The following is a 23,359-nucleotide window of genomic DNA, read 5'->3' on the forward strand; positions in this document are numbered from 1 at the left end:
TTGTAGTTATTTTTTGAGCAAAACACCGAATATTGGGCATTTGCTCGTAAAAGATGTGGCTAAAATTCATTGTTTGCCCGACACTTCATCTCCGGCGAGTACAACGGAGTGGATGACTTGCTGCAGTGCAGCATAGGGTTGATTTTTTTATTCGGTCCGCTGGGATTCTGTTCGATCTTCCTGCTTTTTGTCAGGAAACGGCTGCCGGCACTGCAACTCCGCAGCCGTTCCTTCCTTGTCATGCCGCTGTAGCGGCCTCATAGACGAAGCCTTCATCGGCCCAACCCGTCATGCCGCCGATCATCACCTTGACCGAAAGGCCGAGGCGGGAGAGGCGCAGCGCGGCCTTGTCCGCGCCGTTGCAATGAGGCCCGGCGCAATAGACGACAAACAACGTATCCGCCGGCCATTGCGACATCTTATGTGCGGTCATCTTGCCGTGGGGCAGATTGAGCGCGCGCGGAACATGCGCCTGGGCGAAGAGTGCGGGAGCGCGCACATCGAGCAGGACGAAATCGACCGTGCCCGAAGCGAAAGAGGCATGCACATCCCAGCAATCCGCTTCAAAGGCGAGCTTGCGGGAAAAGTGTTCGGCGGCATCCTGCGGGGCGGTGGCGGGGAAATCCGAGACGGGGCTTGGCATGACGCGATCCTTTCCTTGTGTCGCTGAGGCTGTGTTGCGGGGGATCATGCCTGATGATAGAGATGGCTGAAATTGGCCATTGTGACTTGCGGCGTAAAAATCATGCCAAAGCAACTTACTCACCGGACAAGCGGTCCGCATGTCGTCACCCTTGTCTATGACGGGCTCTGCACCTTCGAATTCGGCATCGCCCATGAGGTCTTCGGTCTGGCGCGACCGGAAATGGGGGAGGGCTGGTATCAGTTCTCCGTCGCGGGCGTGGAGCCGGGGCCGTTGCGCGCCGCCGGTGGCTTGACTGTTTCCGTCGATGCCGGGCTGGAGGTTCTGGAGAAGGCCGACCTCATCATCGTTCCAGGTTGGCGCGGGATCGGCGAGCCGGTGCCGGCGCCGCTGATCGAGGCGCTGCAGGCGGCGCATCGGCGGGGAGCGCGGGTGATGTCGCTCTGTTCGGGCGTTGCGGTTCTGGCTGCGGCCGGCTTGCTAGCTGGACGGCGGGCGACGACGCATTGGCGGTATGTTGACGCGATCGCCGAGGCCTATCCCGATGCCGCCTTCGATGCTGATGTTCTCTATATGGATGAGGGCAATACGCTGACAGCTGCAGGAAGCGCTGCCGGCATCGATCTTTGCCTGCATGTGGTGCGCGGCGATTTCGGTGTCGAAGCGGCCAACAGCGTTGCCCGCCGGCTTGTCGTGCCGCCGCATCGCGAAGGAGGGCAGGCGCAGTTCATCGCCTCACCGGTGCCGCAACAGAGAGAAGGTCTCAGGCTTGGGCCGCTGATCGAATGGATGCGCGAGCGGCTTTGCGAGGAACAGTCGATCCGGATGTTGGCGGAGCGGGCGGGGATGAGCATGCGCACCTTCCAGCGCCGGTTCGAGGCTGCGACCGGCGACAGCGTGGGGGAGTGGTTGGTGAAAGAGCGCGTGAGGCTGGCGCGCGACCTGCTCGAAAAACGGGTTTCATCCTCGCTGGACGATATCGCAATCGCCTGCGGTTTCGGCACACAGGCCACCTTGCGCCATCATTTCCGCAAGCGGCTGGGCACAAGCCCGGCAGCTTACCGGAAGACATTCGGGCAATAGAAGGTCGGTCGAACTGAGGGCGACCGACCTTCTTCTCTAATCCTATTCCGCCGCCTGTCGCGCCATCGGGTTGTTGGGATGGCTTGTCCAGTTGGCGTAGTTGGGATCGACTGGCCGGCCGGTGCGTTTGTCGAGGGTGCCGGCGGGGAGCGCTTCCATGGTGATGCAGTTCTCCACCGGACAGACGTTGACGCAGAGGTTGCAGCCGACGCAATCCTCTTCCTTCACCTCGAAATGCCTGACGCCGTCGACCATCGCGGTGATCGCCTGGTGTGATGTGTCCTCGCAGGCGATGTGACAGCGGCCGCATTTGATGCAGGCGTCCTGATCGATATGCGCCTTGGCGATGTAGTTGAGGTTGAGATACTGCCAGTCGGTGACGTTCTGCACCGCGCGGCCGGTGATGTCGTCCAGGGTTTGATGGCCCTTCGTGTCCATCCAGTTGGACAGGCCTGTGATCATCTCCTCGACGATCTTGAAGCCGTAAGTCATGGCCGCGGTGCAGACCTGCACATTGCCTGCGCCGAGCGCCAGGAATTCGGCCGCATCACGCCATGTCGTCACGCCGCCGATGCCGGAGATCGGCAGGCCGTAGGTTTCCGGATCGCGGGCGATCTCGGCGACCATGTTGAGCGCGATCGGCTTGACCGCCGGGCCGCAATAGCCGCCGTGGCTGCCCTTGCCGTTGATCGACGGGTTGGGCGAAAAGCTGTCGAGATCGACCGAGACGATCGAGGAGATCGTGTTGATCAGCGACACGGCATCGGTACCGCCGCGCTTTGCTGCACGGGCAGGGTGCCGGATGTCGGTGATGTTCGGTGTCAGCTTGGTAATGACCGGCATGCGGGTATACTGCTTGCACCAGCGCACCACCATCTCGATATATTCCGGCACCTGACCGACGGCGGAGCCCATGCCACGCTCCGACATGCCGTGAGGACAGCCGAAGTTCAGCTCGATGCCGTCGACTTCCGTCTCTTCCACCAGCGGCAGGATCGCCTTCCAGGCGTTTTCCTCGCAAGGAACCATGATCGAGGCGACGATCGCCCTATCCGGCCAGTTCTTCTTCACCTGCTTCATCTCGATGAGATTGGTGTAGAGGTCGCGGTCGGTGATCAGTTCAATATTGTTGAGGCCCAAAAGCCTGCGGTCTGCGCCCCAAATCGCGCCATAGCGCGGGCCGTTGACGTTGACGACCGGCGGTCCCTGTTCGCCGAGCGTCTTCCAGACAACGCCGCCCCAGCCGGCCTTGAAGGCGCGCTCGACGTTGTAGGCCTTGTCGGTCGGCGGTGCCGAGGCGAGCCAGAACGGGTTGGGGGATTTGATGCCGATGAAATTGTTGCGGATATCAGCCATGGTTCAACTCTCCCCTCAGGCCACTGCACTGGCCGGTTGAGAACCGGCGGCAAGCATGCGGTTGATGCTTTCGGCGGCGTCGCGCCCTTGAGCGACGGCCGAGACGGTGAGGTCTTCGCCGTGGCCGATACAGTCGCCGCCGGCCCAGACGTTTTCAATCGATGTACGGCCCTGAACGTCAACGACAATCTTGCCTTTCTCGAACTGCAGGGCGCCGAGGCCGGTGGCTGAGAAGGCCTGGCCGATGGCCTTGACGATCTGGTCGGCAGCGATGATGCCGGTCTCGCCGGTGCCGGCAAGCTTGCCGTCAGTCATCGCGGTATATTCGACCTCGATGCCGGCGACCTTTCCGTCCTTGCCGATGATCGATTTCGGCGCCAGCCAGTGGCGGATGATGACGCCTTTAGAGGCCGCGAGATCCTGTTCGTATTCCGAGGCGTTCATGCTTTCCTTGCCACGGCGATAACAGATCGTCACTTCTTCTGCGCCGAGCAGCTTTGCCTGGATCGCTGCATCGATGGCGGTCATGCCGCCACCGAGCACGACGACACGGCGTCCGACCGGGATCGTTGCCTTGTCTTCAGCCTGACGAAGCGCTGCAATGAAATCGACCGCATCTTCCACACCGGACAGGTCTTCACCCTCAATGCCGAGGCCGTTGACGCCGGACAGGCCCATGCCGAGGAAGACGGCGTCATATTCTTCGCTCAGGTCGGACAGCGAGGAATCGCGACCGAGAGCCTTGCCGTGTTCGATGGTGATGCCGCCGATGGCGGTGACGTAATCCACTTCGCGCTGGGCGAAATCATCGACCGCCTTGTAAGTGGCGATGCCGTATTCATTGAGGCCGCCGGACTTTTCGCGGGCTTCGAGAATGGTCACCTCGTGGCCGTTGACCGCCAAACGGTGTGCCGCGGCAAGGCCTGCGGGACCTGCGCCGACCACCGCGATCTTCTTGCCGCTCGGGGCCTTGCGCTCGAAGAACTGCCGTCCTGTCTCCATGGCGATGTCGGTTGCGTAACGTTGCAGCCTGCCGATCTCGACCGGACGGTCCTCGGCCGTGTTGCGGACGCAAACGTCCTCGCACAGCGTTTCGGTGGGACAGACGCGGGCACACATGCCGCCGAGAATATTCTGGGCGAAGATGGTCTGTGCAGATCCGAGCGGGTTGCCAGTCGATATCTGCCGGATGAAAAGCGGGATATCGATGGCGGTGGGACAGGCCGTCATGCACGGTGCGTCATAACAGAAGTAACAGCGGTCTGCTGCCACCAGTGCCTCATGCTTGTCGAGGCGCGGGTGAAGGTCGGAAAAATTCGATGCGTATTCGTTGGTCGAGAGCCTGCCGGCCTCGATCCCGCTTCCCAGTCGCTCCATCCGAGTTCCCTCATTATATGGTTATGGACAACTATTGGGCAGATCGTAACACGGCTCAAAATTTTATCAAACGGTAAAATTTTTGCCGGCAAGCTTGCCGATGATGCACCATGCGGCGGATCGCGGGGGATCCGGTTCCGACGATCGTGACCTGTATCAATAGCCGGAACCCGCGGCGGCCCTAAATACCGTTCCGTAGATCAAAGCAATTGGAGTGACGAAATGGTTGAAACGTTCAGAGCGATGGTCATCGACACTGTCGACGGCAAGCCGGCCGCGGGCTTTCGGGAGGTTTCCCTCAAAGACTTGCCCGACAACGATGTCCTCGTCGAGATCGCCTACTCGACGCTGAACTACAAGGACGGGCTGGCAATCACCGGCAAAGGTCGTATTGCTCGCCGCACGCCGTTGATCGCCGGTATCGATATTTCCGGCACGGTCGTCGAGTCACGGTCGGCAGAATGGAAGCCGGGCGACAAGGTGATCGTGAACGGTTGGGGCCTTTCGGAAACCGAACCGGGCGCATATGGGCGCTATCAGCGGGTGAAGGCCGAATGGCTGATCCCGCTACCGGATGCATTTTCCCTGCAGCAGGCGATGGCGATCGGAACCGCGGGTTACACGTCGGCGCTTTGCGTCGATGCGCTTGAAAAATGGGGCGCAATCAAGCCGGGTGAGGGCGAAGTGCTGGTGACCGGCGCTGCCGGTGGCGTCGGATCGGTGGCGATCGCGCTGCTTTCCGCCCGCGGCTACAAGGTCACCGCCTCGACGGGTCGGCCCGAAACCCATCCCTATCTTGAATCGCTCGGTGCGACGAATTTCATCGATCGCGCCGAATTGCAGCAGAAGGGCGGACCGCTGCAGAAGGAACGCTGGACTGGCGGCGTCGACAGCGTCGGTTCGACCACGCTTGCCAATGCGCTGGCGCAGACCGCGCGGGGTGGCGCTATCGCTGCTTGTGGTCTGGCGGGTGGTGCGGATCTTCCGGGGACCGTTCTGCCGCATATCCTGCGTAGCGTTGCCCTGATCGGGGTGGACTCGGTCATGGCACCGAAGGAGCAGCGTCTTTCGGCATGGAGCAGGCTGGCGCGTGACCTCGACAAGACCAAGCTCGACGCCATCACGACTGTCGAGCCGATGTCGAAACTGCCGGAACTTGCGCAGGCCATCATCGACGGCCAGATCAGAGGCCGTGTCGTCATCGACGTCACCGCCTAGGGGGCTCGGCGTTTCTATCTTTGCGGTCCTTCGCTGGACTGTGAGGGCATGATCCAAGGGTAATCGGCCGCCTGCCATGCGGGCGGCCTTGCCGCGGAGCGCAAGTCATAAAGCTTGCGGTTGCCCGCATCGGGACAGGCGTCTCTGCCTCCCGTTTTCCGTCAAGCCACCGGCTTGTCGACAGTTTCCAGCCCTCCGATAAGCATTTTCACTATTCACGACGGCCTCCCATCGCGGGCAGACCTACTCTTTTGTGAATGTGCCAAGTATCTGAAATACCCCTTAAATCTGATAATTGAACGTGTTTTCCCAGTTCGGTACGGTGTTAAGATTGTTTTAACCATTTCCGGGTCGCCATCATGTTGGAGAACAGCAAGCCTCGCCATTATCTTGCGCAGTTCTATGGGGCGAACGACAATCCGCACGTCCGATATCGCAGGACTAACATTATCGCGCGTGCCGTTTATCCGAATGGCGGAGTGAAGTCCTTTTCCAGCCTGCAGGTCCGGATTGTCGGGATATGCGAGACCGGTGCTCTCATTCAGACCGGGGCGGTGGAGTTTCTGCCAGACCACTTCTATCTCTGTCTTGGCGAGAACGAGGTCATCTTCACCTGTGCCAAGCGGAACGTAATGAAGGATAAGATGGTCCTTGTGTTTTCGCAGGCGGAAGACACGTTTTTTATCAATTCCCTGGCCAAGGGCGGATTACCGCTGACGACACTGAAGCGCATGCGCGCTTCCACCGTTGTACGGACACGTACGATGCGCAGCGGGCATTCTTAATCGGTTTCGTGATCACCTGTCGTGTTTGCGTCTTTATGATCCGTCAACTGTGGAAGTTAACGACTCGTTAAGGACGGCTGTCTGTCCGGGGCGAATGCGGGGGGCGCAGCGTTTATTTTCGAGTGAGTCGCGCCCCACACATTTCAGAAGGTGACCATTATGATCAACGACCTTGCCGGCAAGCCGTCTCCAGTATTTCCAGAATTTCCGGTGTCGGAGGAAAGCTCAATGCAGCCGGCTCCCTCTCGCGCCCGCCTTGGTGAAATTCCCGTTGAAGTTCAGGTTGTCATCGGTAGGGCGAAGGTTTCTGTCGCTCAATTGGCAGCAGCCAAGCAGGGATCATGGTTCAGGCTCGACAAACGCTTTGGTGAGCCTGTCGAGATTCAGGTGAACGGAAAGACGATCGGCCATGGCGAAATCGTGTCCGACGACCGCGACAATTTTGTCGGTATCCGCATGACGTCGGTCGAGAACCGCCTCTAAGAGACGTTGGAGGGGCGATCTGTGGCTGCTTCCAATGCCGTTCAGATGGCTGAATAAATATGAGTATGATCCTCACGTTTAATCTTTACTCTGATAGTCAACTTATCTAAGGTGCCGCTCACCGAAGGTTCCCGAGACGAGAATCGATCAGGCGAGGCGTGATGGCGAAGAAGCAGAAACGGAAGAATGGCGGCGCAAGCGAGGCGGTACCTGCAACCCAGCAGGCGAAACCGGATCGTGATGCGATCGATGTCCGCAGCTTCCTTTATGTTGGTGGCCGTGACTGTCAGGTCGCTCATCTGCGTGAAATCGCGACTCGTCACGGGGCCGAACTGATCCATCATGACGGTGGCCTGCGTGAGGCCGTCTCCCGTATCGATACCGTGCTTCCCTCCGTCGACTGCGTGTTCTGCCCCATCGACTGTATCAGCCACGATGCGTGTCTGAGGGTGAAGACCGGCTGCAAGAAGTTCGGCGTCACCTTCGTCCCGCTGCGCAACGGCTCGAAATCGAGTCTTGAACGTGCGCTCCAGACGATGAAGGAAAAAAACGATGAGAGACGAGCGTCCTGATCCCAGCCTGTTTATCGGCCTGCACAAGCTGGCGGAGCAGAATGGCGAGGGACTGGTGCCGGAGCTTTACGAAATTCTGGCAAGCCGCAGCCGTGACGACCGGAGTGATGACAATGTCATCCGTTTTCCCGCCCATGCCACTGTAAGCCCGACGACCGTACCGTCATGGGAGGCGGGCAAGGTGCTGTTGTTCCGCCGGTAAAATCGGCGGACGACATGAGGTGTCAGGTGCGGCGGCCAAGAAAGGCGCCTGCCGCTACCAATAGCCAGCCGAGCATCATCAACGAGCCGCCTGCCGGTGCCGCGAATGGAAAAAGCCTGTCTCCGAGATAATGCCGCGATACGAGATCGCCGGCAAACAGGATTGTCCCCAAACCAAGGGTGAGGGCGGAAAGCGTTGCCGTCCTGAATGTTGCGTGACCAAGATAAAGCGCCAGCAGGACCGGTGCGTGGGCAAGGCACATGGTGGAGGCATTGCCAAGGAAATGCGTGTCGCCGCCATGGCTTGATGCGGCTGCGAGCGCCACGCCGGACAGACCCATCAAGCCGCTGACGAAGACAATCAACGGGCGCATTTTCGCTAAATTTTCCAAGAGCCTATTCCCTGTTCTGCATGTGATGGCCAAGGCGCTCGATCGGCGGCCAGATGATGTCGCGTAGTTTTGGGTTTTCAATGGTTTCGTCCAGCGCGCGGCTGAAGCATAAAAGCCATTCGTCGCGTTCGGCCGGCCCTATTGCTGCGCCGAAGTGGCGGGAGCGCAGTCGCGGATGGCCATACTTCTCGACATAGACGGGAGGACCGCCGAGATACCCCGTCAGGTATTCATAAAGTTTTGCTTCACTGTCCTGGAGATCCTCTGGATGGATCGCACGGCAATTGCGTGCCTCGGGCAAGGTGTCCATCAAATTGTAAAAACGCTTCACCAACGCTTTTACCGCCACATCGCCGCCGATCGCTTCATAAAGAGTGATGGTCCCGCCCGTCATCATGCCCATCCCGCATATCCTCACGCGGTGTTAACCGGCGGGAGAGGGACGGGCAAGTGGATTAACCGTATCGCTCACATGGGAAAGCGAACGCCCGGGAAATGACGACACCGCTTTTGGTTCATTCCGGCCCGGAATCGGTGTCCTTGCTGTCCTTTGCAGGCAGAGATCCTGTGCCCGGTGTCTTATCATGGTCCGTCAGGCTATCCTTGGCGTGAGGTCCGGCTGCCGGGTGGCGTCCGGTCCCCGCGTAGGCACTGCCACGTTCAATCGCTTCGCGCGCGTCTCTGTCTTCTGCCATTGTGGCCTCCATTTTGTTGGGAGGAAAACGACTGCCGGGGCGGTCTGTTCCGCTCGGTGACAAACGCTGTTGCGCAGATGAGGTAACTAGCGTCCGTGGCTGATGGTGATCGGCGTGATCCGGCGGCTGTAGATGTCGAGGCTACCATCTTCCAGGACGCGGTAACGCTCTTCGACGCGGCTTCCGAAGCTGTTGAAAAACTCGTGGGTGAAAGTATAGCCGACAGGCATGTTTCCAAACCGGGCTTTGGCTTTCCCGCCATACGTGAGGCTGCCGGCGATAGGTGCTATGCCGGGTCCATAATCTATTGCACGAAATTCGGGGTTGCCCGTGGAGTTGCAGGCGGTCAGCGTTGCTGCCGCAAGAGCTATGACAAGCAATCGTTTCATTGAACAGCTTCCTTCGCTGGGTGCGGCTTTTGCGATGAACAGAAACCCGTAATACGGGATTTAGTTCAAGCCGAAGGACAAAGGAAGTCAGTTGCCTGTGTGGAGGGGGGGAGGCTGGAAGCGCAACCGAGTGGTGTCCTGACTGGAGGTCGAGAATAAACCGGCGGTTCCGATTGCGCTTCCAAAGCAAGGAGCTGTGAAAGGTGGTTCTTTTAACAGCGTCAACATCAACGGAGAATTCGACGCTACCATTGACCGGGTAAGAATTTCGAACTCTTCGACGAAATCCTTATAGCGAATGTTTGTCTCCGGATTATCCCTGACAAAAGCCAGAATGGTATCGGTTTGTCGCAGTCGAAGTATCTGCGACGTGCCGTTACAAAAATCCTGATGCGTGGCGATCTGGCATCGGATAAATCGCTACCATGGCAAGCTCTCCTAATATCCTGATTGTCGACGACCACGCCCAGACCCGTGATGCCCTGAGGCTCTACCTGGAGAAGGTAGGCATGCGGGCGGTTGCGGTCGACAGCGGCAAGGAAATGGACAGGGTCCTGACGTCCGGAGGGTTCGATCTGATCGTTCTCGACGTCATGTTGCCGGGCGAGGACGGATTGGCGATTTGCCATCGGCTCAGAGCCACAAGCAAGATTCCAATCCTGATGCTGAGTGCGCTCAACGAGGAAACGGACCGCATCATCGGCCTTGAGCTCGGAGCGGACGACTATCTCGCAAAACCGTTCAATCCGCGCGAAGTTGTGGCGCGCATCAAGGCGATCCTGCGGCGTTACGAGCCGTCGGCGCCTTCGCTCGGAGGGGAGCATGGTGGTCAGGTGCTTCGTTTCGGTAACTGGTCCCTTCAGATTGATCGCCGCTGCCTCGTCGACGAGGAGGGTGTGGAGACACCACTCACCGTTGCAGACTTTCAGTTGCTGATGGCGTTTCTCGAGCGACCAAGGGTCATCCTGTCACGGGAGAGGTTGCTTGAGCTGACTTCGGCGCGCAGTGCAGGCCCGTTCGATCGCGCCATCGACAATCAGGTCAGCCGATTGCGGCGAAAGATCGAACAGAGTAAGGATCGTCCCGAACTCATCATCACCGTGCGCGGAGGCGGCTACTGCCTCGTTGCGGATGTGACCAAGGTCTGAAACATGAAAATCGGCGTTCCCCAAAGCGTTCGAGGACAGCTTATCTTGCTGCTCCTCGGCTGTCTGCTTGCGGCGCAGATACTCAGCATTTCCTATTTCATGCATGACAAGAACAAGCAGATTCTTGGTTATCGGGCTTTCGATGCAGTCGAGCGACTGCTCAGTACCGCAAAATTGCTGAGGACACTGCCTGCAGCTGACGATGAAGCGATCATCAAAACCCCCTCAGAATGGGGCATGCAGTTTACGATTACCGATGCGGCTCCACAGGTGCGCGATGAGCTGCTGCCCTCTGATGACATCGCAATCTTTCTCAAGAACAAATTCGGTGTAACCGTCGGGGATGGTTTCATCCTTGCTGCAACAGAAATTGCGCCGAGCCATGAAATAATGGGCCACGCCAGCAAGCCCGGCCGTAATTTGGTGCTTCTGGCTTCCATCACCCTGGATGACGGCCGGTGGCTTACTGCGCGTGACGTGATGCGCCTGCCAAAGACATGGGCATGGCAACTCATGGCAACAATCCTTGTAACGATCCTGATCGTCGTGGCGGTCGTGTGGATCATCGTTGCAAAGATCACCACGCCGCTTCAGCATCTGTCCAACGCCGCCGACAATCTTGGTCGAGGCGAAAGCCCACAGCCCATCTCGGCTTCCGGTCCTTCCGAGCTTAGAAAGCTCACTCATGCCTTCAACGACATGGCGGCACGCCTCACCAGATTGCTCAACGAGCGCGCCAAGATGCTCGGGGCGATCGGCCACGATCTGAAATCTCCGATCACTGCGATGCGATTGAGGATCGAGCTTCTCGATGACGGTGATTCCAAGGATCGGCTTGGCGTGTGTCTCGATGAGATCCAGGAATTGGTTGATGGCGCGCTCTCGCTTTCCCGCGGCTATGACACCACGGAGACGGAAACCGTATTTCAGTTCGAAGATCTGATGCAGGAGCTGATTGCGGACTTGGTCGTCGCAGGAAGCGACATTACTCTCGTCAATCCACACCGGTTCTTTATCCATGGCCGCCGGGGCGCATTGAAGCGTGCTGTTCGCAATGTCGTGGAAAATGCCCTGCGTTACGGCTACCGGGCGAGGATTTTCGTTCGTCCGGCAATGGGAGACGTATGTCTCCTTATCGATGATGACGGCCCGGGCATTCCCGAGGCGGACCGGACCCGGGTCTTCAACCCGTTTGTTCGCCTTGAAGAATCTCGCTGCAGGGATACGGGGGGAAGCGGCCTTGGCCTTGCCTTGGCCAAGTCGATCATTGACGCCCACCAGGGCAAGATCCGTTACGAGGAAGCCGATTCGGGCGGCGCTCGCGCTGTTATCATGCTGCCGCGATTGATGGACCAGGCAGGCGCTGCATAAGCCCTGTTTCGCGGTGTTTCTGCGTCTTTGCCAGCTTTGCCAACCAATCTCGGCATCGGGAATCATGCCGCTATGCTTGGCCGGAATACGAGACAAAGGCCTCCGCGTCTTTGTCGCAGAAACATGGCCGCTTCCGGTCGTTGATACGGTTTGATTACCATCACATTACGTACGGTTACAAACCGATGCGGCTGGGCAACATCCTTGATTACGGCACTCCGTTCTCGCCCTGACGGCAAGTACTGCTGCTTTCACCTCCCGGCAGCCCCTCGTATTCATTGCTCACCGAATATGCCTTCGGTTTTTCAATTTGGTGGGTGGGGGCTCCGAGCCGCGGTCCATCATCTCAATGGAGATCATAATGAACATCAAGAGCCTCCTTCTCGGCTCCGCTGCAGCTCTCGCAGCAGTATCCGGCGCGCAGGCCGCCGATGCGATCGTCGCGGCAGAGCCCGAGCCGATGGAATATGTCCGCGTTTGTGACGCCTTCGGCACCGGTTACTTCTACATCCCGGGCACCGAAACCTGCCTCAAGATCGGCGGTTATGTCCGCGTTCAGCTCGATGGCCGCAGCGACGATGATCTGGCTCCCGTAGTTGCCGATCGTGATGCCGGCTACCGCACCAATACCCGTGCGCAGCTCCGTCTCGAAGCCAAGTCGGACACCGAATTCGGTGCTCTCGGCTCGCGCATCACGCTTCGCGCCAACAACAATGACGGCACGAGCGATTTCGCCTTGAACGAAACCTATATCGAACTGGGCGGCTTCCGCGTCGGTTACTTCTATAACTATTTCGACACTGGGCTTCCGGGCGAAACCGTTCTGGCTGACGACCGTCCGTACAACAACGGTGGCGAAGGCGCTGACACGCTGAACAACTCCATCCGTTACACCTATGACGGCGGCGCATTCTCGGTTTACGGTCAGGTTGACGCTTTCAACTCGCAGGCCGGCTACAAGACCGATGAATTGGGCAATGCCGACGAAATCGGCATCAACGGTGTCATCACCGGCAAGTTCGGCGGCGTAACTGCAGACTTCTTTGCTGGTTACGACTTCGACAACGAAAATGCAGCTCTTGCTTCCACGCTGACTGCAGAGCTCGGCCCAGGTTCGCTCGGCATCTTCGCTGCTTACTCGTTCGGCAAGAACCGTTACTTCGACGCTTCCGAATGGACGATCGGTGCAGAATACGCCATCAAGCTCACCGACAAGTTCAGCCTGACGCCGGGTGCCCAGTACTGGGATAAGGTCAGCCTCGACAGCGACGGCGACTTCGACGGCGGTGACGCATGGCGCGTAGGCCTGACGGCTGACTATGCCATCACCCAGAACCTCGCTGCCAAGGCAACGGTCAACTACACCGATGTTGATAACGGCACCGACTCTGCCGACAAGTGGGACGGTTTCCTGCGTCTGCAGCGCTCGTTCTAATTCGACCGCATATTCTAAGCGAAAGCCCGGAGCAATCCGGGCTTTTTGCGTTTGGACACTTACTGGGAAACAGGTCTTGCGACAGCCGGCAATTTGTCGACTGCCTTGACGAGGTCAATCATTTCGCCCGCTGAAAACCTTGGGTAATCTCAGTGAGAGCTGCCTATCGATCGATATCCTTGATGTGATCTGTCGTGAGGCAAGTGCCTGCTACGTGCGGGCACTGCCGACTTCGACAAGCGGATGATCGACTATGCGACGTGCAGATCCCGCATGGCCTTTGCCAGATCCTTCGAGGGCGGGAGCCCAAACAGCCTGGCGTATTCACGGCTGAACTGGTTCGGGCTTTCGTATCCCACCCCGAACGAGATCGATGTCGCATTTCCTTGGCCCGCAATGAGTTGCGAACGCGCGTGCAGAAGGCGTACGCGCTTCTGATATTGGAGCGGGCTAAGCGCCGTCACGGCCTTGAAGTGACGATGGAATGCCGACACACTCAAGGCGGCCATCTCCGCAAGCGCTTCAACTCTGATCGGCTCGGCAAAATTCTGTCGGATCCAGTCGATCGCCACGCTGATGCGCGAGAGTGCAGTGTCAGGCGTTGCTATGTCGCGCAACATCCAGCCAAGTGGCCCCTGCAGGACGCGGAATAGGATCTCGCGCTCGTAGGCGGGAGATAGCACCGTGATTTCGTCGGGACGATCCATCAGCTTGAGCATGCGGATCCAGGCGTCGAGAAAATCCTCGTTGACCGGGGCGACCGAGAACCCTGATCCGAACAGTTCGCTGCAGGCCCTCACCGGAAGGTCGCGGATCAACGCGCCGACAATGGTGGGATCGAGCGTCAGGCTGACGGCGAGATAGGGTTCGCCAGTAGCTGCAGGATGGACTGATCCCACGGCCGGGAGATCGACGGACATCACGAAGTAGGTTGCCGGGTCGTAGTGGAAGGTCCTCTCACCCACAGTCATCGTCTTCGATCCGCTCAGGATTAGGTTGACCATCGGATCATAGACGGCGGCAAGCTGATGTTCGGGGATTTCACCCTGCACCATAGCCACCCGCGGGATGCCCGTCTCGGTGCGCTTGTTCTCGGCCCTAGCGGCCAGTGTGCGTAATTCCTGCAATTTCTTTTCCATGACCCGACCCTGGCAGAGCATGGAGGGACGCACAAGGGCAAGGCAGGAATAGGCAAGTTTCAGAGAGGAATAGGTGAGCGGCGGACGAGGCAGGGGCATAGCTTCAAGTCATGCCAAATGCATGGAGAAACAGATGAAGATCGTCATCGTCACTGGAAGCAGCCGTGGCCTCGGGGCCAGCACCGCCCTCAAGTGCGCAGAGCGCGGCATGGGGGTAATCGTCACCTACAATAGCAACCTGGCGAAAGCTGATGAGGTCGTCGGCGCAATCACAGCGAAGGGCGGCAAGGCCATCGCTCTGAAGCTCGATGTTGCTGACAGCCGCTCGTTCGAGGAATTCCACGATGCGGTCAAGGCATCGCTTGAGACGGTCTGGGGCAGGACGACATTCGACTTCCTGGTCAACAATGCCGGCTACGGCCTCTATGCCCCGTTCTCCCAGGTGACGCAGGAGCAGTTCGACGGTCTCTTCAACGTCCATCTCAAGGGGCCGTTCTTCCTGACCCAGGCTCTTCTCCCGCTGATGGAAGACGGGGGCCACATCATCAACCTGACAAGCGCCACCAGTCGCGTCGCGACCGCCGGCGTGTCGCCGTATGCCTCGTTCAAGGGTGGCCTGGAAGTTTTGACCCGTTACATGGCCAAGGAATTAGGTGAGCGTCGGATCAGGGCGAATTCGGTTGCTCCCGGCGCCATCCGCACCGAACTTGGTGGCGGCTTGAATGACGAATTCGAAGCCATGCTCGCTGCCCAGACCGCGCTCGGGCGCGTCGGCGAGCCGGAGGAGATCGGTGGCGTGATCGCCAGCCTCCTTTCTGAAGAGAGCCGCTGGATCAACGCCCAGAATATCGAAGTGGCAGGCGGCTACATCATTTAAGCAAAAGGAGAGCCGCATGCTCGATCACGTCTTCATCTCGGTCAGCGACATCAATCGTTCGATCGCCTTCTATGAAGTGGCACTAGCGCCCCTGGGAATCGTCCATGCCGTCGACTACGATGGCAGAGACGGACCTCCCGGCCATCCCGATCTCAAGGGGTTCGGCGTGAACGGTCGGGTGTTCTTCTGGCTCCGCGAGGGCATCGTCGAAGGCCGCGCCGCCCATATCGGCTTTGTTGCCGATGGGACGGCACAGGTAGATACCGCCCATGCCGCAGCGATGGCGGCAGGTGCCATCGAGATCCATCCGCCCGGACCACAGCTTCATTACGACCCCCGATATTACGCGGCGCAGGTCCGTGATCCGGACGGCTACTCACTCGAATTCGTCTACAAGGAATGGCAGCACTAAAATGACAAAACTGATGATCTACGGTGCGACGGGTTATACGGGCCGCATGGTGGCGGAGCATGCGACTAGGGCTGGAACGCCTGTTGTCTTGGGTGGGCGAAGCAAAAAGCCACTTGCTGACCTGGCCGCGAAGCTCGGCGTCGAATATCGCGTGTTCGCTCTCGATGACGACGCACTGATCGACCGCTCGCTGACGGATGTCGCCGTCATCGTGAATGCTGCAGGCCCCTTCCTGCGCACGGCGAAGCCGATGATGGAAGCATCCATCCGCAACGGCGTGCATTATATCGACACCGCGGCCGAGCTCGACAGCTACCGCCTCGCAGAACAACTGGGTGCCGAGGCGGTGGCTGCAGGCGTGACGCTTCTGCCGGGCGGTGGGGGCAGCGTGGCGATGTTGGGAAGCCTTGCCGGTCATGCGGTCGCGAGGGTCAAGAATCCCCGCAGCATTCGGATCGCGATGCATGTCGCGGGCGGCATGTCACGGGGATCCGCCATCACCGCGACCGAGAACATTTCGGCTGAAACCCTGGCTCGCGTCGATGGCGAGCTTGTGGCTGTCGCCAACAGCATCCAGAAGCTCGACTTCGGACAGGGGGCTGTCGACAGTTTCCAGGTCACGCTTCCAGATCTCATCACCATCTGGAGAGCCACGGGCGTCTCGAATATCGAGACCTTCGTGCATGTGACAGGCGGAGGATTTCCCCAAGGCGATCTGTCGGCTCTTCCAGACGGCCCGACCGAGGAGGAACGTCGGGAAAACCGTTACAAGGCCGTCGCCGAGGTGACGGATGCTGATGGCGTCGTCGTCCGGTCGATCCTTGATACGGTCAACGGATACTCATTCACGGCAATCGCGGTTGCGGAGGCTGGCCGCCGTGTTCTCAACGGGGAGGCGCGTCCGGGATTCCAGACACCTGCGGAGCTGTTCGGCGATGGTTTCGCCGAGACAATCGCCGACACGACGATCATCGATGTCTGAGGAGCAAATCATGCAGAAGCTCGTCGAAAACTTCATCCGGACCGCAAACGCTTTCGACATCGAGCGCACACTGTCCCTGTTCGCGACCGACGCGGTGATAGACGATGTTTCCGTTGGCAGCGCTTTCAAGGGCAGGGATGGTGTCCGCCTTTATCTCGAACGCTTTTTTGTCGGCTACAGCACCAGAACCAAGCTGCTGGCGATCGAGGAAGAGGACAGTTCCAACGCGCTTGTCCGGGTCGACTTCACGGGCGACTTCGGCCACGAGATCGGGATCCTCAAGATCGTCGTGGGACAGGATGGCCTGATCACCCGCATCGATGCCGATCTCGAGTAGTCGACCCTCAAGGATCCCTCGCCACGACCGCTATTGCCGCGGATGGCTTGCATTCAGCGAGCCTCCGGCCTGAAAAGGACCATGTTCATGACGACTTCACCTTCATTTGCCCAACAGACCGCCGACAAGCTCGCTGTTGTCGAGGCCCTGCATCGTTTCGCCGCCGGCATCGATCTTCGCGACAAGGAGCTTCTTGCGTCCTCGCTGTCGGAGAACGCGGTTTCGGACTTTCGCCCGGCTGCCGCAAAGGCAGGATTCGAGTATCCGGTTATCGAAGGGAGGGAGACCATCGTATCCGCGCTCTTGACTTCCCTCAGCACTCTGGACACGACGCATTCCATCAGCAATCCGCGCGTGACCATCAATGGCGACATTGCCTGTGTGGATGTGCTCGTTGAAGCACAGCACGTTCTCCGGAACGACGGAACCCGCCACTATCTGATGAAGAACCGTTACGATGTCGAACTGGCTCGAAGCGGCGACATCTGGGTGATCACTCGGAACACGGTAGATAATGTCTGGCGATCCGGCGACCTCGCTGTCCTGTCGGCGATATAGTCGGACTGGTCTGATGAGACCATGTTCATTCTTGATGAGGCGCGGGAATTTTTCCCTTGAGCGGAGCGCTATTTGAGGAAGCCTTCAGCATCGAACTCGTCCCATCCGCGCAATGGCGACGGGTTCGATCCATCCTTGCGCGTCCCCTTCTTCTTCCCTTTCCGAAGCGATCTCGTGAGCTTCGCTTTCATGGCCGACTGACGGCGTTTCTCGGCCGCCGCAGCTATATCGTGCTCGCGCCATTCATCCACGGCACCGCGGTCGAGGATGTCCACTACCACGGCCGGATCGAATACGTGGAAGGTGATCTGACGAGCGCGGCCACGCAGCTTCACGGTTCGCGTGCCTGCTGAGGGGAGGCGACCATCCTCCAGCCAGCGCCGCCGTTCCGAGGTAGAGATCGCCAGGATGTCTTCTATCTCCCGGGGGATGACGGGAAGAGCTTCCATCTCGGCGAGCATCTCGGTTGTCGATGCGGAGGTTGCGCGGAAGATCGCTCTCGATGTCTCAGGCATCGCCAGCGTCAGAATTCCGCCTTCGAGATCCAGCGCCTTCCGAACCGCGAACGGAAGACGGGCGCGGATTTCCTGGAGGATGCCCTTGGCGCGCACCGCTGATCCGATCGTCATCGACGTTGGCAGTGACCACGTCTTCATCAGTTCCGGTTCCGCGCTTTCTTTCTTCTTTGCCATCCTCATCAGATGGATGCTGCGCGCCCTCACGTCAACGGCGGGTCAGCAAGGAGCGCCATATCCGAGGATTGACAATGATATTATATCTATTATTCTGGATATATGGAAAATAACTCTGCGATCGCGGCGCTCGCTGCACTGGCCCAGAACACCCGCCTTGAGACCTTCCGGTTGCTGGTGAGGCACGAACCCGACGGCATTCCCGCAGGCGAACTCGCGCGGTTACTTGACGTACCGCAGAATACGATGTCGGCCCATCTCGCAACGCTTTCGCGGGCTGGACTCGTCAAGAGCGAGCGGCTGAGCAGATCCATCATCTACCGGGCAGATCTGGATGGTCTGCGTGACCTGACGCTGTTCCTGCTCAAGGACTGCTGCGGCGGCTCGATAGAACTCTGCGCACCGCTTATCGCGGAGCTGACGCCGTGTTGCAACCCGGAGGCGAAACCATGTTGAATCCTGTCTCGCTCGAACCAGTGTCCGGTTCCGATGATGATCTCTGCGACGCACTCGCCACAGCGCAGCTTCCGACAGAAGATATCCATGAGGCGGGACGGACATTCTTCAAAGCCCGTTCTGATGGTGTGGAGGTGATCGGCTTCTCCGGGATAGAGCAGTGCGCGAGCGACTTTCTTCTGCGTTCGGTAGTCGTGCTTTCCGGACATCGCGGTCGGGGCTTCGGGAAGGCCATCGTCGAGCAGACCCTTCGAGGTCTGGATCGCAATGGCGACGTCTATCTCGCGACCACCACTGCTGCGCCATTCTTCTCGACTATCGGGTTCTCCGAAGTTCCGCGGGAGAGCGTGCCTCCGGCAGTTCTCGACACCCGCCAGCTTTCCTCCATCTGCCCATCGTCGGCGACCATCATGAAGCTCCAAAGGCCTCCGACCTAAAACGGACAACGACCATGACTGAAAAGACCTACAACGTGCTCTTCCTGTGCACGGGCAATTCCGCTCGCTCTATTCTCGCTGAATCCATCCTCAACAAGGAAGGCGGCGGGCGCTTCAAGGCCTATTCAGCCGGCAGCCAGCCGAAAGGCGAGGTAAACCCTCATGCCTTGGCGGAGCTGACCGTCTTGGGGTATCCGGCAACTGGCTTCTCGTCCAAGAGCTGGGATGTCTTCGCGGAACCCGATGCGCCCGAGATGGACTTCGTCTTCACCGTCTGCGACAGCGCCGCGGGCGAGGCCTGCCCGGTCTGGATCGGGCATCCGATGACGGCGCACTGGGGTGTCGAGGATCCTGCTGCCGCGGTCGGATCCGAGGTCGAGATCCAACGCGCCTTTGCGCAGGCCGCCCGCTTCCTGAAGAACCGCATCTCAGCCTTCATCAACCTGCCGATCACCTCGATCGATCGGATGGCTCTTGAGACGAGGCTCCGGCAGATCGGTGCGATGGAGGGCTCGACCTCGCCGCAAGGGAAGGCATCCTGATGTCCACTTTCGAACGATACCTGACCGTCTGGGTCTTCCTCTGCATCGCCGTCGGTGTGGGTCTCGGCCATCTCATGCCCGGCTTTTTCCAGATCGTCGGGTCCGCCGAGATCGCCAAGGTGAACATCCCAGTCGCCATCCTGATCTGGCTGATGATCATCCCGATGCTGCTGAAGATCGATTTCCGGTCGCTCACGCAGGTTGGTTCCTACTGGCGCGGGATCGGTGTGACGCTGTTCATCAACTGGGCGGTCAAGCCGTTCTCGATGGCGTTTCTGGGATGGCTGTTCGTCGGCTGGTTCTTCCGACCCTATCTGCCAGCGGATCAGATCGACTCCTACATCGCAGGCCTGATCATCCTTGCCGCGGCTCCATGTACCGCCATGGTTTTCGTCTGGAGCAACCTGACGCGCGGAGAGCCGATGTTCACGCTCTCTCAGGTAGCACTGAACGACGCGATCATGGTCATCGCCTTCGCGCCGATCGTCGGTCTGCTGCTCGGTCTTTCCGCGATCACTGTGCCGTGGGCAACGCTTGCCTTGTCCGTTGCCCTCTACATTGTCGTGCCCGTCATCATTGCGCAGGTGCTTCGAAGCCGTCTAATCGCAGACGGAACCACCTGGGCGCTCGACAGCCTGCTTGCCAAGCTTCAACCGATGTCGCTTGTCGCATTGCTAGCCACCCTCGTGCTTCTCTTTGCATTCCAGGGCGAGCAGATCATCGCGCAGCCGACCATCATCGCTCTGCTCGCGGTTCCGATTCTGATCCAGGTCTACTTCAACTCGGGTCTCGCCTACCTCCTGAACCGGATGTCGGGAGAACGCCATTGCGTCGCCGGACCGTCCGCACTCATCGGTGCCAGCAACTTCTTCGAATTGGCAGTCGCCGCCGCCATCAGCCTGTTCGGATTTCAATCGGGCGCGGCGCTCGCCACCGTCGTCGGAGTTCTGATCGAGGTCCCGGTGATGCTGTCCGTCGTCTGGATCGTGAACCGTTCCAAGGGCTGGTACGAGGCATCGCCCGCCGTCGCAAAAACAACCGCTACCGAAAGGACATGATCATGGATGTCACCATCTACCACAACCCGGCCTGCGGCACGTCTCGCAACACGCTGGCGCTGATCCGCGCCGCCGGGATCGAGCCCACCGTCATCGAGTATCTCCAGAACCCGCCGACGCGGGACCGGCTCGCGAAGATGATCTCCGACGCTGGCATGACCATTCGCGAGGCGATCCGGGAGAAGGGCACGCCCTATGCCGAGCTTGGTCTCGACAATCCCGACCTGACCGACGAGCAATTGCTGGATGCGATGATCGTGACACCGATCCTCATTAACCGTCCGCTCGTTGTCACCCCGCTTGGCACCAGGCTTGCCCGGCCTTCGGAGGCAGTTCTCGACATCCTGCCCGCCGACGCATTCACGGGGCCCTTCACCAAGGAAGACGGTGAGCAGGTCCTCGACAATGAAGGAAAGCGCATTGCCTGATACATTCCCCGCACTGAACGACCAGCACATCCAGCCGATCGACATCGCATCCCTGCGGCCCGCCTTCTCCACGCACAAGCCACGGATACTGATCCTCTACGGATCGCTCCGGGAGGTGTCATACAGTCGTCTGCTCGCATTCGAAGTCCACCGTCTGCTCGAACGTATGGGATGCGAGGTTCGAATCTTCGATCCGGCGGGACTGCCGCTACCGGACGAGGCGCCTGTCAGCCATCCGAAGGTTCAGGAACTTCGCGAACTGACCCAGTGGTCTGAAGGCCATGTCTGGATCAGCCCGGAACGGCATGGTGCGATGACCGGGATCATGAAATCGCAGATCGACTGGATCCCGCTGTCGGTCGGTTCCGTGCGGCCGACGCAGGGCAAGACGCTGGCGGTGATGGAAGTTTCCGGCGGCAGTCAGTCCTTCAACGCCGTCAATCAGTTGCGCATTCTCGGGCGCTGGATGCGGATGATCACCATCCCCAACCAGAGCAGCGTGGCGAAGGCGTTCCAGGAATTCGGTGTCGATGGTCGCATGAAGCCGTCGTCCTATTACGACCGTGTCGTCGACGTCTGTGAGGAACTGGTGAAGTTCACCATCATGACCCGCGATGCCTCCACCTACCTGACCGACCGCTACAGCGAGCGGAAGGAAGAGGCGGCCGAACTGGAGAAGCGGGTTTCGCTGAAATCGATCTGACGAACTAGACCGTTGCGGTGTCTGGCCGCCGACAGGATACCGCCACCGCAACGAATGCCGCGATGCTGACGGCACCGAGACATGCGTTTCCAATGAGCGACAGGCTCAGGCCCAGGTTCTCCATCGCCGCCGCGAACGCGAAGGGCGCTCCGGCTCCGAGCGCCAGTCGAGCGGCCGCCATCTTGCCCGTGATCGTGCCATACCCATCTGATCCAAACAGATAGAGCGGCAGGCTTCCCTGCGCGATGCTGTTGATGCCGGAACCGAGCCCGAGGCAGATTGCGAACGCGACAGCGCCCGGCAACCAGTCACCCGTCGCCAGCAGGATCAGAATGCCGAAAACGATCAGCGCCGCGGACAGGACGGCGAGTGCCGGCGGCGACAGGTTCTTTCCGAAGACCATGTTGATAAGGCGGCTCGCGACTTGTGCCGGACCGAACAGGGATCCGATCACCACTGCCGCGGCATCCAGCCCGATCGACCCAAGCATCGGCACCATATGCGCGAGGATTGCGGCAAGCGTGAATCCGAGAAGCGCGAAGGCAAATGACACCATGATCATGCCTCGGCGACGGGCATCGTGGGGGATTGCCCCGATGACCGCCTCGCGAGGCCGGGCGGCCGCATCCGCATTCGATCCGGTCTTGCCGACGCGCATGATCCAGAAATGCAGAGGCATACAGAGGAACAGATTCAGCGCTGCGAAAACCAGATAGATCTCACGCCACGACATCCATCCGGAAAGTGCGGCCGAGATCGGCCAGAAGATGGTTGATGCGAAGCCTCCGATCAGGGTGAGATAGGTAATGCTCCGGGAGGCCGAACGGGGATCGCTCTCGACCAATGTGGCGAATGCCGCCTGATACTGCACCATCCCGGATGACACCTCGAGCAGGATGATGGCTATGGCGAATACGGCGACCGAGGGCGACCAGGCGCACAGAGCGAGCGTCAACGCGGCAAGAACCGAGCCTAGCGTCATGATGGCGGCGGCGCCGATCCGATCCATCTGCTTGCCCAGGTAAGTGGCCGACAGGCCACCGATGAACAGCGAGACGGAAAAGACCCCAAACACCTGGGCAAGCGAGAGGCCCAGATCTACGGCCATGCCAGGAGCGAGAATGCTGAAGCTGTAATAGAGAGTGCCGTAGCCAATGATCTGAGTGATGCCGAGAGCGGAGACGATACCCGCGCGAACCTGTCGACTATGCACTTGCTACCTCATCATCCGGGATGCAGCAGCCGTCACTCTTCTCGACATTCTCACGGATCGCAGGGTGTCCGGCGCAGCAGTCTTCCATCAGGAACTTCACGAGACCGGCGAGTGTCTCGTAGCTGGCGCTGTAGATGATGGAGCGGGATTCCCTACGCTGCGAGATCAGCCCGGAACGCTCCAGCTCCTTGAGGTGAAACGACACGTTCGTTGCCGAAACACCCATGCGCTCCGCGATCACACCTGCTGCCAATCCCTCAGGGCCTGCGACGACCAGCGCGCGGACGATCCCAAGGCGGGTCTCTTGGGAGAGGGCGGCAAATGACGAAAGAGCTTGACGTTCGTCCATACTTCAATATTCCTTGAATAATTGGATA

31 protein-coding genes are annotated in these 23,359 nt (G+C 59.4%); 20 read left to right on the forward strand and 11 right to left on the reverse strand.

The annotated features are described in order from the left end of the window. Positions 1-238: 238 nt before the first annotated feature. Positions 239-643 carry a rhodanese-like domain-containing protein gene (locus GGE33_RS03320; protein ID WP_183821222.1) on the reverse strand — a complete coding sequence of 135 codons (405 nt, stop codon included), beginning with the start codon at positions 641-643 and terminating at the stop codon, positions 239-241. 81 nt (positions 644-724) lie between these two features. Between GGE33_RS03320 and ftrA the strand changes: the two genes are divergently transcribed. Beyond that, complete coding sequence (gene ftrA / locus GGE33_RS03325; RefSeq protein ID WP_183822307.1) at positions 725-1,726, forward strand: transcriptional regulator FtrA; 1,002 nt, start codon at positions 725-727, stop codon at positions 1,724-1,726. 42 nt (positions 1,727-1,768) lie between these two features. On the opposite strand, the gene preA is transcribed toward ftrA, so the two are convergent. Continuing rightward, positions 1,769-3,082: an NAD-dependent dihydropyrimidine dehydrogenase subunit PreA gene (gene preA, locus GGE33_RS03330; RefSeq protein ID WP_183821223.1), complete on the reverse strand. Its 1,314-nt coding sequence runs from the start codon at positions 3,080-3,082 to the stop codon at positions 1,769-1,771. Positions 3,083-3,097: 15 nt separating this feature from the next. After that, positions 3,098-4,459, reverse strand: a complete 1,362-nt coding sequence (locus tag GGE33_RS03335; protein WP_183821224.1) for an NAD(P)-dependent oxidoreductase — start codon at positions 4,457-4,459, stop codon at positions 3,098-3,100. 222 nt (positions 4,460-4,681) lie between these two features. On the opposite strand from GGE33_RS03335, the gene GGE33_RS03340 reads away from it, so the two are divergent. From GGE33_RS03340 to GGE33_RS03360, 5 genes are all read left to right on the forward strand, one after another. Then, positions 4,682-5,677: an MDR family oxidoreductase gene (locus tag GGE33_RS03340; protein ID WP_183821225.1), complete on the forward strand. Its 996-nt coding sequence runs from the start codon at positions 4,682-4,684 to the stop codon at positions 5,675-5,677. A gap of 359 nt (positions 5,678-6,036) precedes the next feature. Next, the gene (locus GGE33_RS03345) at positions 6,037-6,462 is read left to right on the forward strand and encodes a hypothetical protein (protein ID WP_183821226.1); all 426 of its coding nucleotides are present in this window, start codon (positions 6,037-6,039) and stop codon (positions 6,460-6,462) included. A 159-nt stretch (positions 6,463-6,621) separates the two neighbouring features. Continuing rightward, positions 6,622-6,945 (forward strand): FliM/FliN family flagellar motor switch protein, encoded by a 324-nt coding sequence (locus tag GGE33_RS03350; RefSeq protein ID WP_148145768.1) that lies wholly within the window; start codon positions 6,622-6,624, stop codon positions 6,943-6,945. Positions 6,946-7,106: 161 nt separating this feature from the next. Beyond that, positions 7,107-7,517: a DUF2325 domain-containing protein gene (locus GGE33_RS03355; RefSeq protein WP_183821227.1), complete on the forward strand. Its 411-nt coding sequence runs from the start codon at positions 7,107-7,109 to the stop codon at positions 7,515-7,517. Then, complete coding sequence (locus GGE33_RS03360; RefSeq protein WP_183821228.1) at positions 7,498-7,719, forward strand: hypothetical protein; 222 nt, start codon at positions 7,498-7,500, stop codon at positions 7,717-7,719. The genes GGE33_RS03355 and GGE33_RS03360 overlap by 20 nt, the downstream gene beginning before the upstream one ends. A gap of 22 nt (positions 7,720-7,741) precedes the next feature. Here GGE33_RS03360 and GGE33_RS03365 read toward each other — a convergent pair whose 3' ends face one another. From GGE33_RS03365 to GGE33_RS03380, 4 genes are all read right to left on the reverse strand, one after another. Next, positions 7,742-8,092 carry a DUF423 domain-containing protein gene (locus tag GGE33_RS03365; RefSeq protein WP_183821229.1) on the reverse strand — a complete coding sequence of 117 codons (351 nt, stop codon included), beginning with the start codon at positions 8,090-8,092 and terminating at the stop codon, positions 7,742-7,744. A gap of 22 nt (positions 8,093-8,114) precedes the next feature. Continuing rightward, positions 8,115-8,504, reverse strand: a complete 390-nt coding sequence (locus GGE33_RS03370; protein WP_183822309.1) for a group II truncated hemoglobin — start codon at positions 8,502-8,504, stop codon at positions 8,115-8,117. A gap of 121 nt (positions 8,505-8,625) precedes the next feature. Continuing rightward, the gene (locus tag GGE33_RS03375) at positions 8,626-8,805 is read right to left on the reverse strand and encodes a hypothetical protein (RefSeq protein WP_148145764.1); all 180 of its coding nucleotides are present in this window, start codon (positions 8,803-8,805) and stop codon (positions 8,626-8,628) included. An 86-nt stretch (positions 8,806-8,891) separates the two neighbouring features. After that, positions 8,892-9,194, reverse strand: a complete 303-nt coding sequence (locus tag GGE33_RS03380) for a lipoprotein (RefSeq protein ID WP_183821230.1) — start codon at positions 9,192-9,194, stop codon at positions 8,892-8,894. Positions 9,195-9,619: 425 nt separating this feature from the next. On the opposite strand from GGE33_RS03380, the gene GGE33_RS03385 reads away from it, so the two are divergent. From GGE33_RS03385 to GGE33_RS03395, 3 genes are all read left to right on the forward strand, one after another. Beyond that, complete coding sequence (locus GGE33_RS03385) at positions 9,620-10,342, forward strand: response regulator (RefSeq protein WP_183821231.1); 723 nt, start codon at positions 9,620-9,622, stop codon at positions 10,340-10,342. 45 nt (positions 10,343-10,387) lie between these two features. Then, complete coding sequence (locus GGE33_RS03390; RefSeq protein WP_183821232.1) at positions 10,388-11,713, forward strand: ATP-binding protein; 1,326 nt, start codon at positions 10,388-10,390, stop codon at positions 11,711-11,713. Positions 11,714-12,074: 361 nt separating this feature from the next. Next, complete coding sequence (locus GGE33_RS03395; protein ID WP_183821233.1) at positions 12,075-13,148, forward strand: porin; 1,074 nt, start codon at positions 12,075-12,077, stop codon at positions 13,146-13,148. 251 nt (positions 13,149-13,399) lie between these two features. On the opposite strand, the gene GGE33_RS03400 is transcribed toward GGE33_RS03395, so the two are convergent. After that, positions 13,400-14,287, reverse strand: coding sequence for an AraC family transcriptional regulator (locus GGE33_RS03400; protein ID WP_183822312.1), 888 nt, complete (start codon positions 14,285-14,287; stop codon positions 13,400-13,402). A 133-nt stretch (positions 14,288-14,420) separates the two neighbouring features. On the opposite strand from GGE33_RS03400, the gene GGE33_RS03405 reads away from it, so the two are divergent. From GGE33_RS03405 to GGE33_RS03425, 5 genes are all read left to right on the forward strand, one after another. Beyond that, the gene (locus GGE33_RS03405; RefSeq protein ID WP_183821234.1) at positions 14,421-15,164 is read left to right on the forward strand and encodes an SDR family NAD(P)-dependent oxidoreductase; all 744 of its coding nucleotides are present in this window, start codon (positions 14,421-14,423) and stop codon (positions 15,162-15,164) included. A gap of 16 nt (positions 15,165-15,180) precedes the next feature. Further along, positions 15,181-15,576: a VOC family protein gene (locus GGE33_RS03410; protein WP_183821235.1), complete on the forward strand. Its 396-nt coding sequence runs from the start codon at positions 15,181-15,183 to the stop codon at positions 15,574-15,576. A 1-nt stretch (position 15,577) separates the two neighbouring features. Continuing rightward, positions 15,578-16,558 carry a saccharopine dehydrogenase family protein gene (locus GGE33_RS03415; protein ID WP_183821236.1) on the forward strand — a complete coding sequence of 327 codons (981 nt, stop codon included), beginning with the start codon at positions 15,578-15,580 and terminating at the stop codon, positions 16,556-16,558. Between the two features lie 10 nt (positions 16,559-16,568). Further along, a complete protein-coding gene (locus GGE33_RS03420; RefSeq protein WP_148145755.1) occupies positions 16,569-16,895 on the forward strand; it encodes a nuclear transport factor 2 family protein in 327 nt (108 codons plus the stop codon). A gap of 87 nt (positions 16,896-16,982) precedes the next feature. Then, entirely contained in the window at positions 16,983-17,453 is a 471-nt protein-coding gene (locus GGE33_RS03425; RefSeq protein WP_183821237.1) for a nuclear transport factor 2 family protein, read from the forward strand. A gap of 68 nt (positions 17,454-17,521) precedes the next feature. Here GGE33_RS03425 and GGE33_RS03430 read toward each other — a convergent pair whose 3' ends face one another. Further along, on the reverse strand, positions 17,522-18,145 hold the full coding sequence (locus GGE33_RS03430; protein ID WP_183821238.1) for a hypothetical protein: 624 nt from the start codon (positions 18,143-18,145) through the stop codon (positions 17,522-17,524). A 102-nt stretch (positions 18,146-18,247) separates the two neighbouring features. Here GGE33_RS03430 and GGE33_RS03435 point away from each other — a divergent pair, with 102 nt between their 5' ends. Genes GGE33_RS03435 through arsH form a run of 6 tightly spaced genes read left to right on the forward strand, consistent with a single transcriptional unit; the run spans position 18,248 to position 21,769 of the window. Continuing rightward, positions 18,248-18,601 carry an ArsR/SmtB family transcription factor gene (locus GGE33_RS03435; protein WP_183821239.1) on the forward strand — a complete coding sequence of 118 codons (354 nt, stop codon included), beginning with the start codon at positions 18,248-18,250 and terminating at the stop codon, positions 18,599-18,601. After that, entirely contained in the window at positions 18,595-19,038 is a 444-nt protein-coding gene (gene arsN2 / locus GGE33_RS03440; protein ID WP_183821240.1) for an arsenic resistance N-acetyltransferase ArsN2, read from the forward strand. Before GGE33_RS03435 ends, arsN2 begins: the two co-directional genes overlap by 7 nt. 14 nt (positions 19,039-19,052) lie before the next feature. Further along, positions 19,053-19,580 (forward strand): arsenate reductase ArsC, encoded by a 528-nt coding sequence (locus GGE33_RS03445; protein WP_183821241.1) that lies wholly within the window; start codon positions 19,053-19,055, stop codon positions 19,578-19,580. Continuing rightward, positions 19,580-20,638 carry an ACR3 family arsenite efflux transporter gene (arsB, locus tag GGE33_RS03450; protein WP_183821242.1) on the forward strand — a complete coding sequence of 353 codons (1,059 nt, stop codon included), beginning with the start codon at positions 19,580-19,582 and terminating at the stop codon, positions 20,636-20,638. The genes GGE33_RS03445 and arsB overlap by 1 nt, the downstream gene beginning before the upstream one ends. Positions 20,639-20,640: 2 nt before the next feature. Continuing rightward, the gene (arsC, locus tag GGE33_RS03455) at positions 20,641-21,066 is read left to right on the forward strand and encodes an arsenate reductase (glutaredoxin) (RefSeq protein ID WP_183821243.1); all 426 of its coding nucleotides are present in this window, start codon (positions 20,641-20,643) and stop codon (positions 21,064-21,066) included. Then, complete coding sequence (arsH, locus tag GGE33_RS03460) at positions 21,044-21,769, forward strand: arsenical resistance protein ArsH (protein ID WP_183821244.1); 726 nt, start codon at positions 21,044-21,046, stop codon at positions 21,767-21,769. The genes arsC and arsH overlap by 23 nt, the downstream gene beginning before the upstream one ends. Positions 21,770-21,773: 4 nt before the next feature. Here the strand turns inward: arsH and arsK are convergent, their stop codons facing one another. Together arsK and GGE33_RS03470 are read right to left on the reverse strand one after the other, a co-directional pair. Further along, complete coding sequence (gene arsK / locus GGE33_RS03465) at positions 21,774-22,982, reverse strand: arsenite efflux MFS transporter ArsK (RefSeq protein ID WP_183821245.1); 1,209 nt, start codon at positions 22,980-22,982, stop codon at positions 21,774-21,776. Next, a complete protein-coding gene (locus GGE33_RS03470) occupies positions 22,975-23,331 on the reverse strand; it encodes an ArsR/SmtB family transcription factor (RefSeq protein ID WP_183821246.1) in 357 nt (118 codons plus the stop codon). Before GGE33_RS03470 ends, arsK begins: the two co-directional genes overlap by 8 nt. Positions 23,332-23,359: the final 28 nt, after the last annotated feature.

It is taken from the genome of Aliirhizobium cellulosilyticum, assembly GCF_014198105.1.
Classification (GTDB): Bacteria; Pseudomonadota; Alphaproteobacteria; order Rhizobiales; family Rhizobiaceae; genus Neorhizobium; species Neorhizobium cellulosilyticum.

What these genes read in the sequence shown, in the direction of transcription:
- GGE33_RS03415 (WP_183821236.1), top strand. Translation starts at nt 15,578, where the DNA reads ATGACAAAACTGATGATCTACGGTGCGACGGGTTATACGGGCCGCATG.
- GGE33_RS03380 (WP_183821230.1), bottom strand. Translation starts at nt 9,194, where the DNA reads ATGAAACGATTGCTTGTCATAGCTCTTGCGGCAGCAACGCTGACCGCC.
- GGE33_RS03445 (WP_183821241.1), top strand. Translation starts at nt 19,053, where the DNA reads ATGACTGAAAAGACCTACAACGTGCTCTTCCTGTGCACGGGCAATTCC.
- GGE33_RS03405 (WP_183821234.1), top strand. Translation starts at nt 14,421, where the DNA reads ATGAAGATCGTCATCGTCACTGGAAGCAGCCGTGGCCTCGGGGCCAGC.
- GGE33_RS03345 (WP_183821226.1), top strand. Translation starts at nt 6,037, where the DNA reads ATGTTGGAGAACAGCAAGCCTCGCCATTATCTTGCGCAGTTCTATGGG.
- GGE33_RS03365 (WP_183821229.1), bottom strand. Translation starts at nt 8,092, where the DNA reads ATGCGCCCGTTGATTGTCTTCGTCAGCGGCTTGATGGGTCTGTCCGGC.
- GGE33_RS03370 (WP_183822309.1), bottom strand. Translation starts at nt 8,504, where the DNA reads ATGACGGGCGGGACCATCACTCTTTATGAAGCGATCGGCGGCGATGTG.
- arsB (WP_183821242.1), top strand. Translation starts at nt 19,580, where the DNA reads ATGTCCACTTTCGAACGATACCTGACCGTCTGGGTCTTCCTCTGCATC.
- GGE33_RS03470 (WP_183821246.1), bottom strand. Translation starts at nt 23,331, where the DNA reads ATGGACGAACGTCAAGCTCTTTCGTCATTTGCCGCCCTCTCCCAAGAG.
- GGE33_RS03375 (WP_148145764.1), bottom strand. Translation starts at nt 8,805, where the DNA reads ATGGCAGAAGACAGAGACGCGCGCGAAGCGATTGAACGTGGCAGTGCC.
- GGE33_RS03425 (WP_183821237.1), top strand. Translation starts at nt 16,983, where the DNA reads ATGACGACTTCACCTTCATTTGCCCAACAGACCGCCGACAAGCTCGCT.
- GGE33_RS03355 (WP_183821227.1), top strand. Translation starts at nt 7,107, where the DNA reads ATGGCGAAGAAGCAGAAACGGAAGAATGGCGGCGCAAGCGAGGCGGTA.
- arsN2 (WP_183821240.1), top strand. Translation starts at nt 18,595, where the DNA reads ATGTTGAATCCTGTCTCGCTCGAACCAGTGTCCGGTTCCGATGATGAT.
- preA (WP_183821223.1), bottom strand. Translation starts at nt 3,082, where the DNA reads ATGGCTGATATCCGCAACAATTTCATCGGCATCAAATCCCCCAACCCG.
- GGE33_RS03335 (WP_183821224.1), bottom strand. Translation starts at nt 4,459, where the DNA reads ATGGAGCGACTGGGAAGCGGGATCGAGGCCGGCAGGCTCTCGACCAAC.
- GGE33_RS03340 (WP_183821225.1), top strand. Translation starts at nt 4,682, where the DNA reads ATGGTTGAAACGTTCAGAGCGATGGTCATCGACACTGTCGACGGCAAG.
- GGE33_RS03400 (WP_183822312.1), bottom strand. Translation starts at nt 14,287, where the DNA reads ATGGAAAAGAAATTGCAGGAATTACGCACACTGGCCGCTAGGGCCGAG.
- arsH (WP_183821244.1), top strand. Translation starts at nt 21,044, where the DNA reads ATGAAGGAAAGCGCATTGCCTGATACATTCCCCGCACTGAACGACCAG.
- GGE33_RS03320 (WP_183821222.1), bottom strand. Translation starts at nt 643, where the DNA reads ATGCCAAGCCCCGTCTCGGATTTCCCCGCCACCGCCCCGCAGGATGCC.
- GGE33_RS03395 (WP_183821233.1), top strand. Translation starts at nt 12,075, where the DNA reads ATGAACATCAAGAGCCTCCTTCTCGGCTCCGCTGCAGCTCTCGCAGCA.
- GGE33_RS03435 (WP_183821239.1), top strand. Translation starts at nt 18,248, where the DNA reads ATGGAAAATAACTCTGCGATCGCGGCGCTCGCTGCACTGGCCCAGAAC.
- GGE33_RS03350 (WP_148145768.1), top strand. Translation starts at nt 6,622, where the DNA reads ATGATCAACGACCTTGCCGGCAAGCCGTCTCCAGTATTTCCAGAATTT.
- GGE33_RS03410 (WP_183821235.1), top strand. Translation starts at nt 15,181, where the DNA reads ATGCTCGATCACGTCTTCATCTCGGTCAGCGACATCAATCGTTCGATC.
- GGE33_RS03385 (WP_183821231.1), top strand. Translation starts at nt 9,620, where the DNA reads ATGGCAAGCTCTCCTAATATCCTGATTGTCGACGACCACGCCCAGACC.
- arsC (WP_183821243.1), top strand. Translation starts at nt 20,641, where the DNA reads ATGGATGTCACCATCTACCACAACCCGGCCTGCGGCACGTCTCGCAAC.
- GGE33_RS03420 (WP_148145755.1), top strand. Translation starts at nt 16,569, where the DNA reads ATGCAGAAGCTCGTCGAAAACTTCATCCGGACCGCAAACGCTTTCGAC.
- GGE33_RS03360 (WP_183821228.1), top strand. Translation starts at nt 7,498, where the DNA reads ATGAGAGACGAGCGTCCTGATCCCAGCCTGTTTATCGGCCTGCACAAG.
- GGE33_RS03430 (WP_183821238.1), bottom strand. Translation starts at nt 18,145, where the DNA reads ATGGCAAAGAAGAAAGAAAGCGCGGAACCGGAACTGATGAAGACGTGG.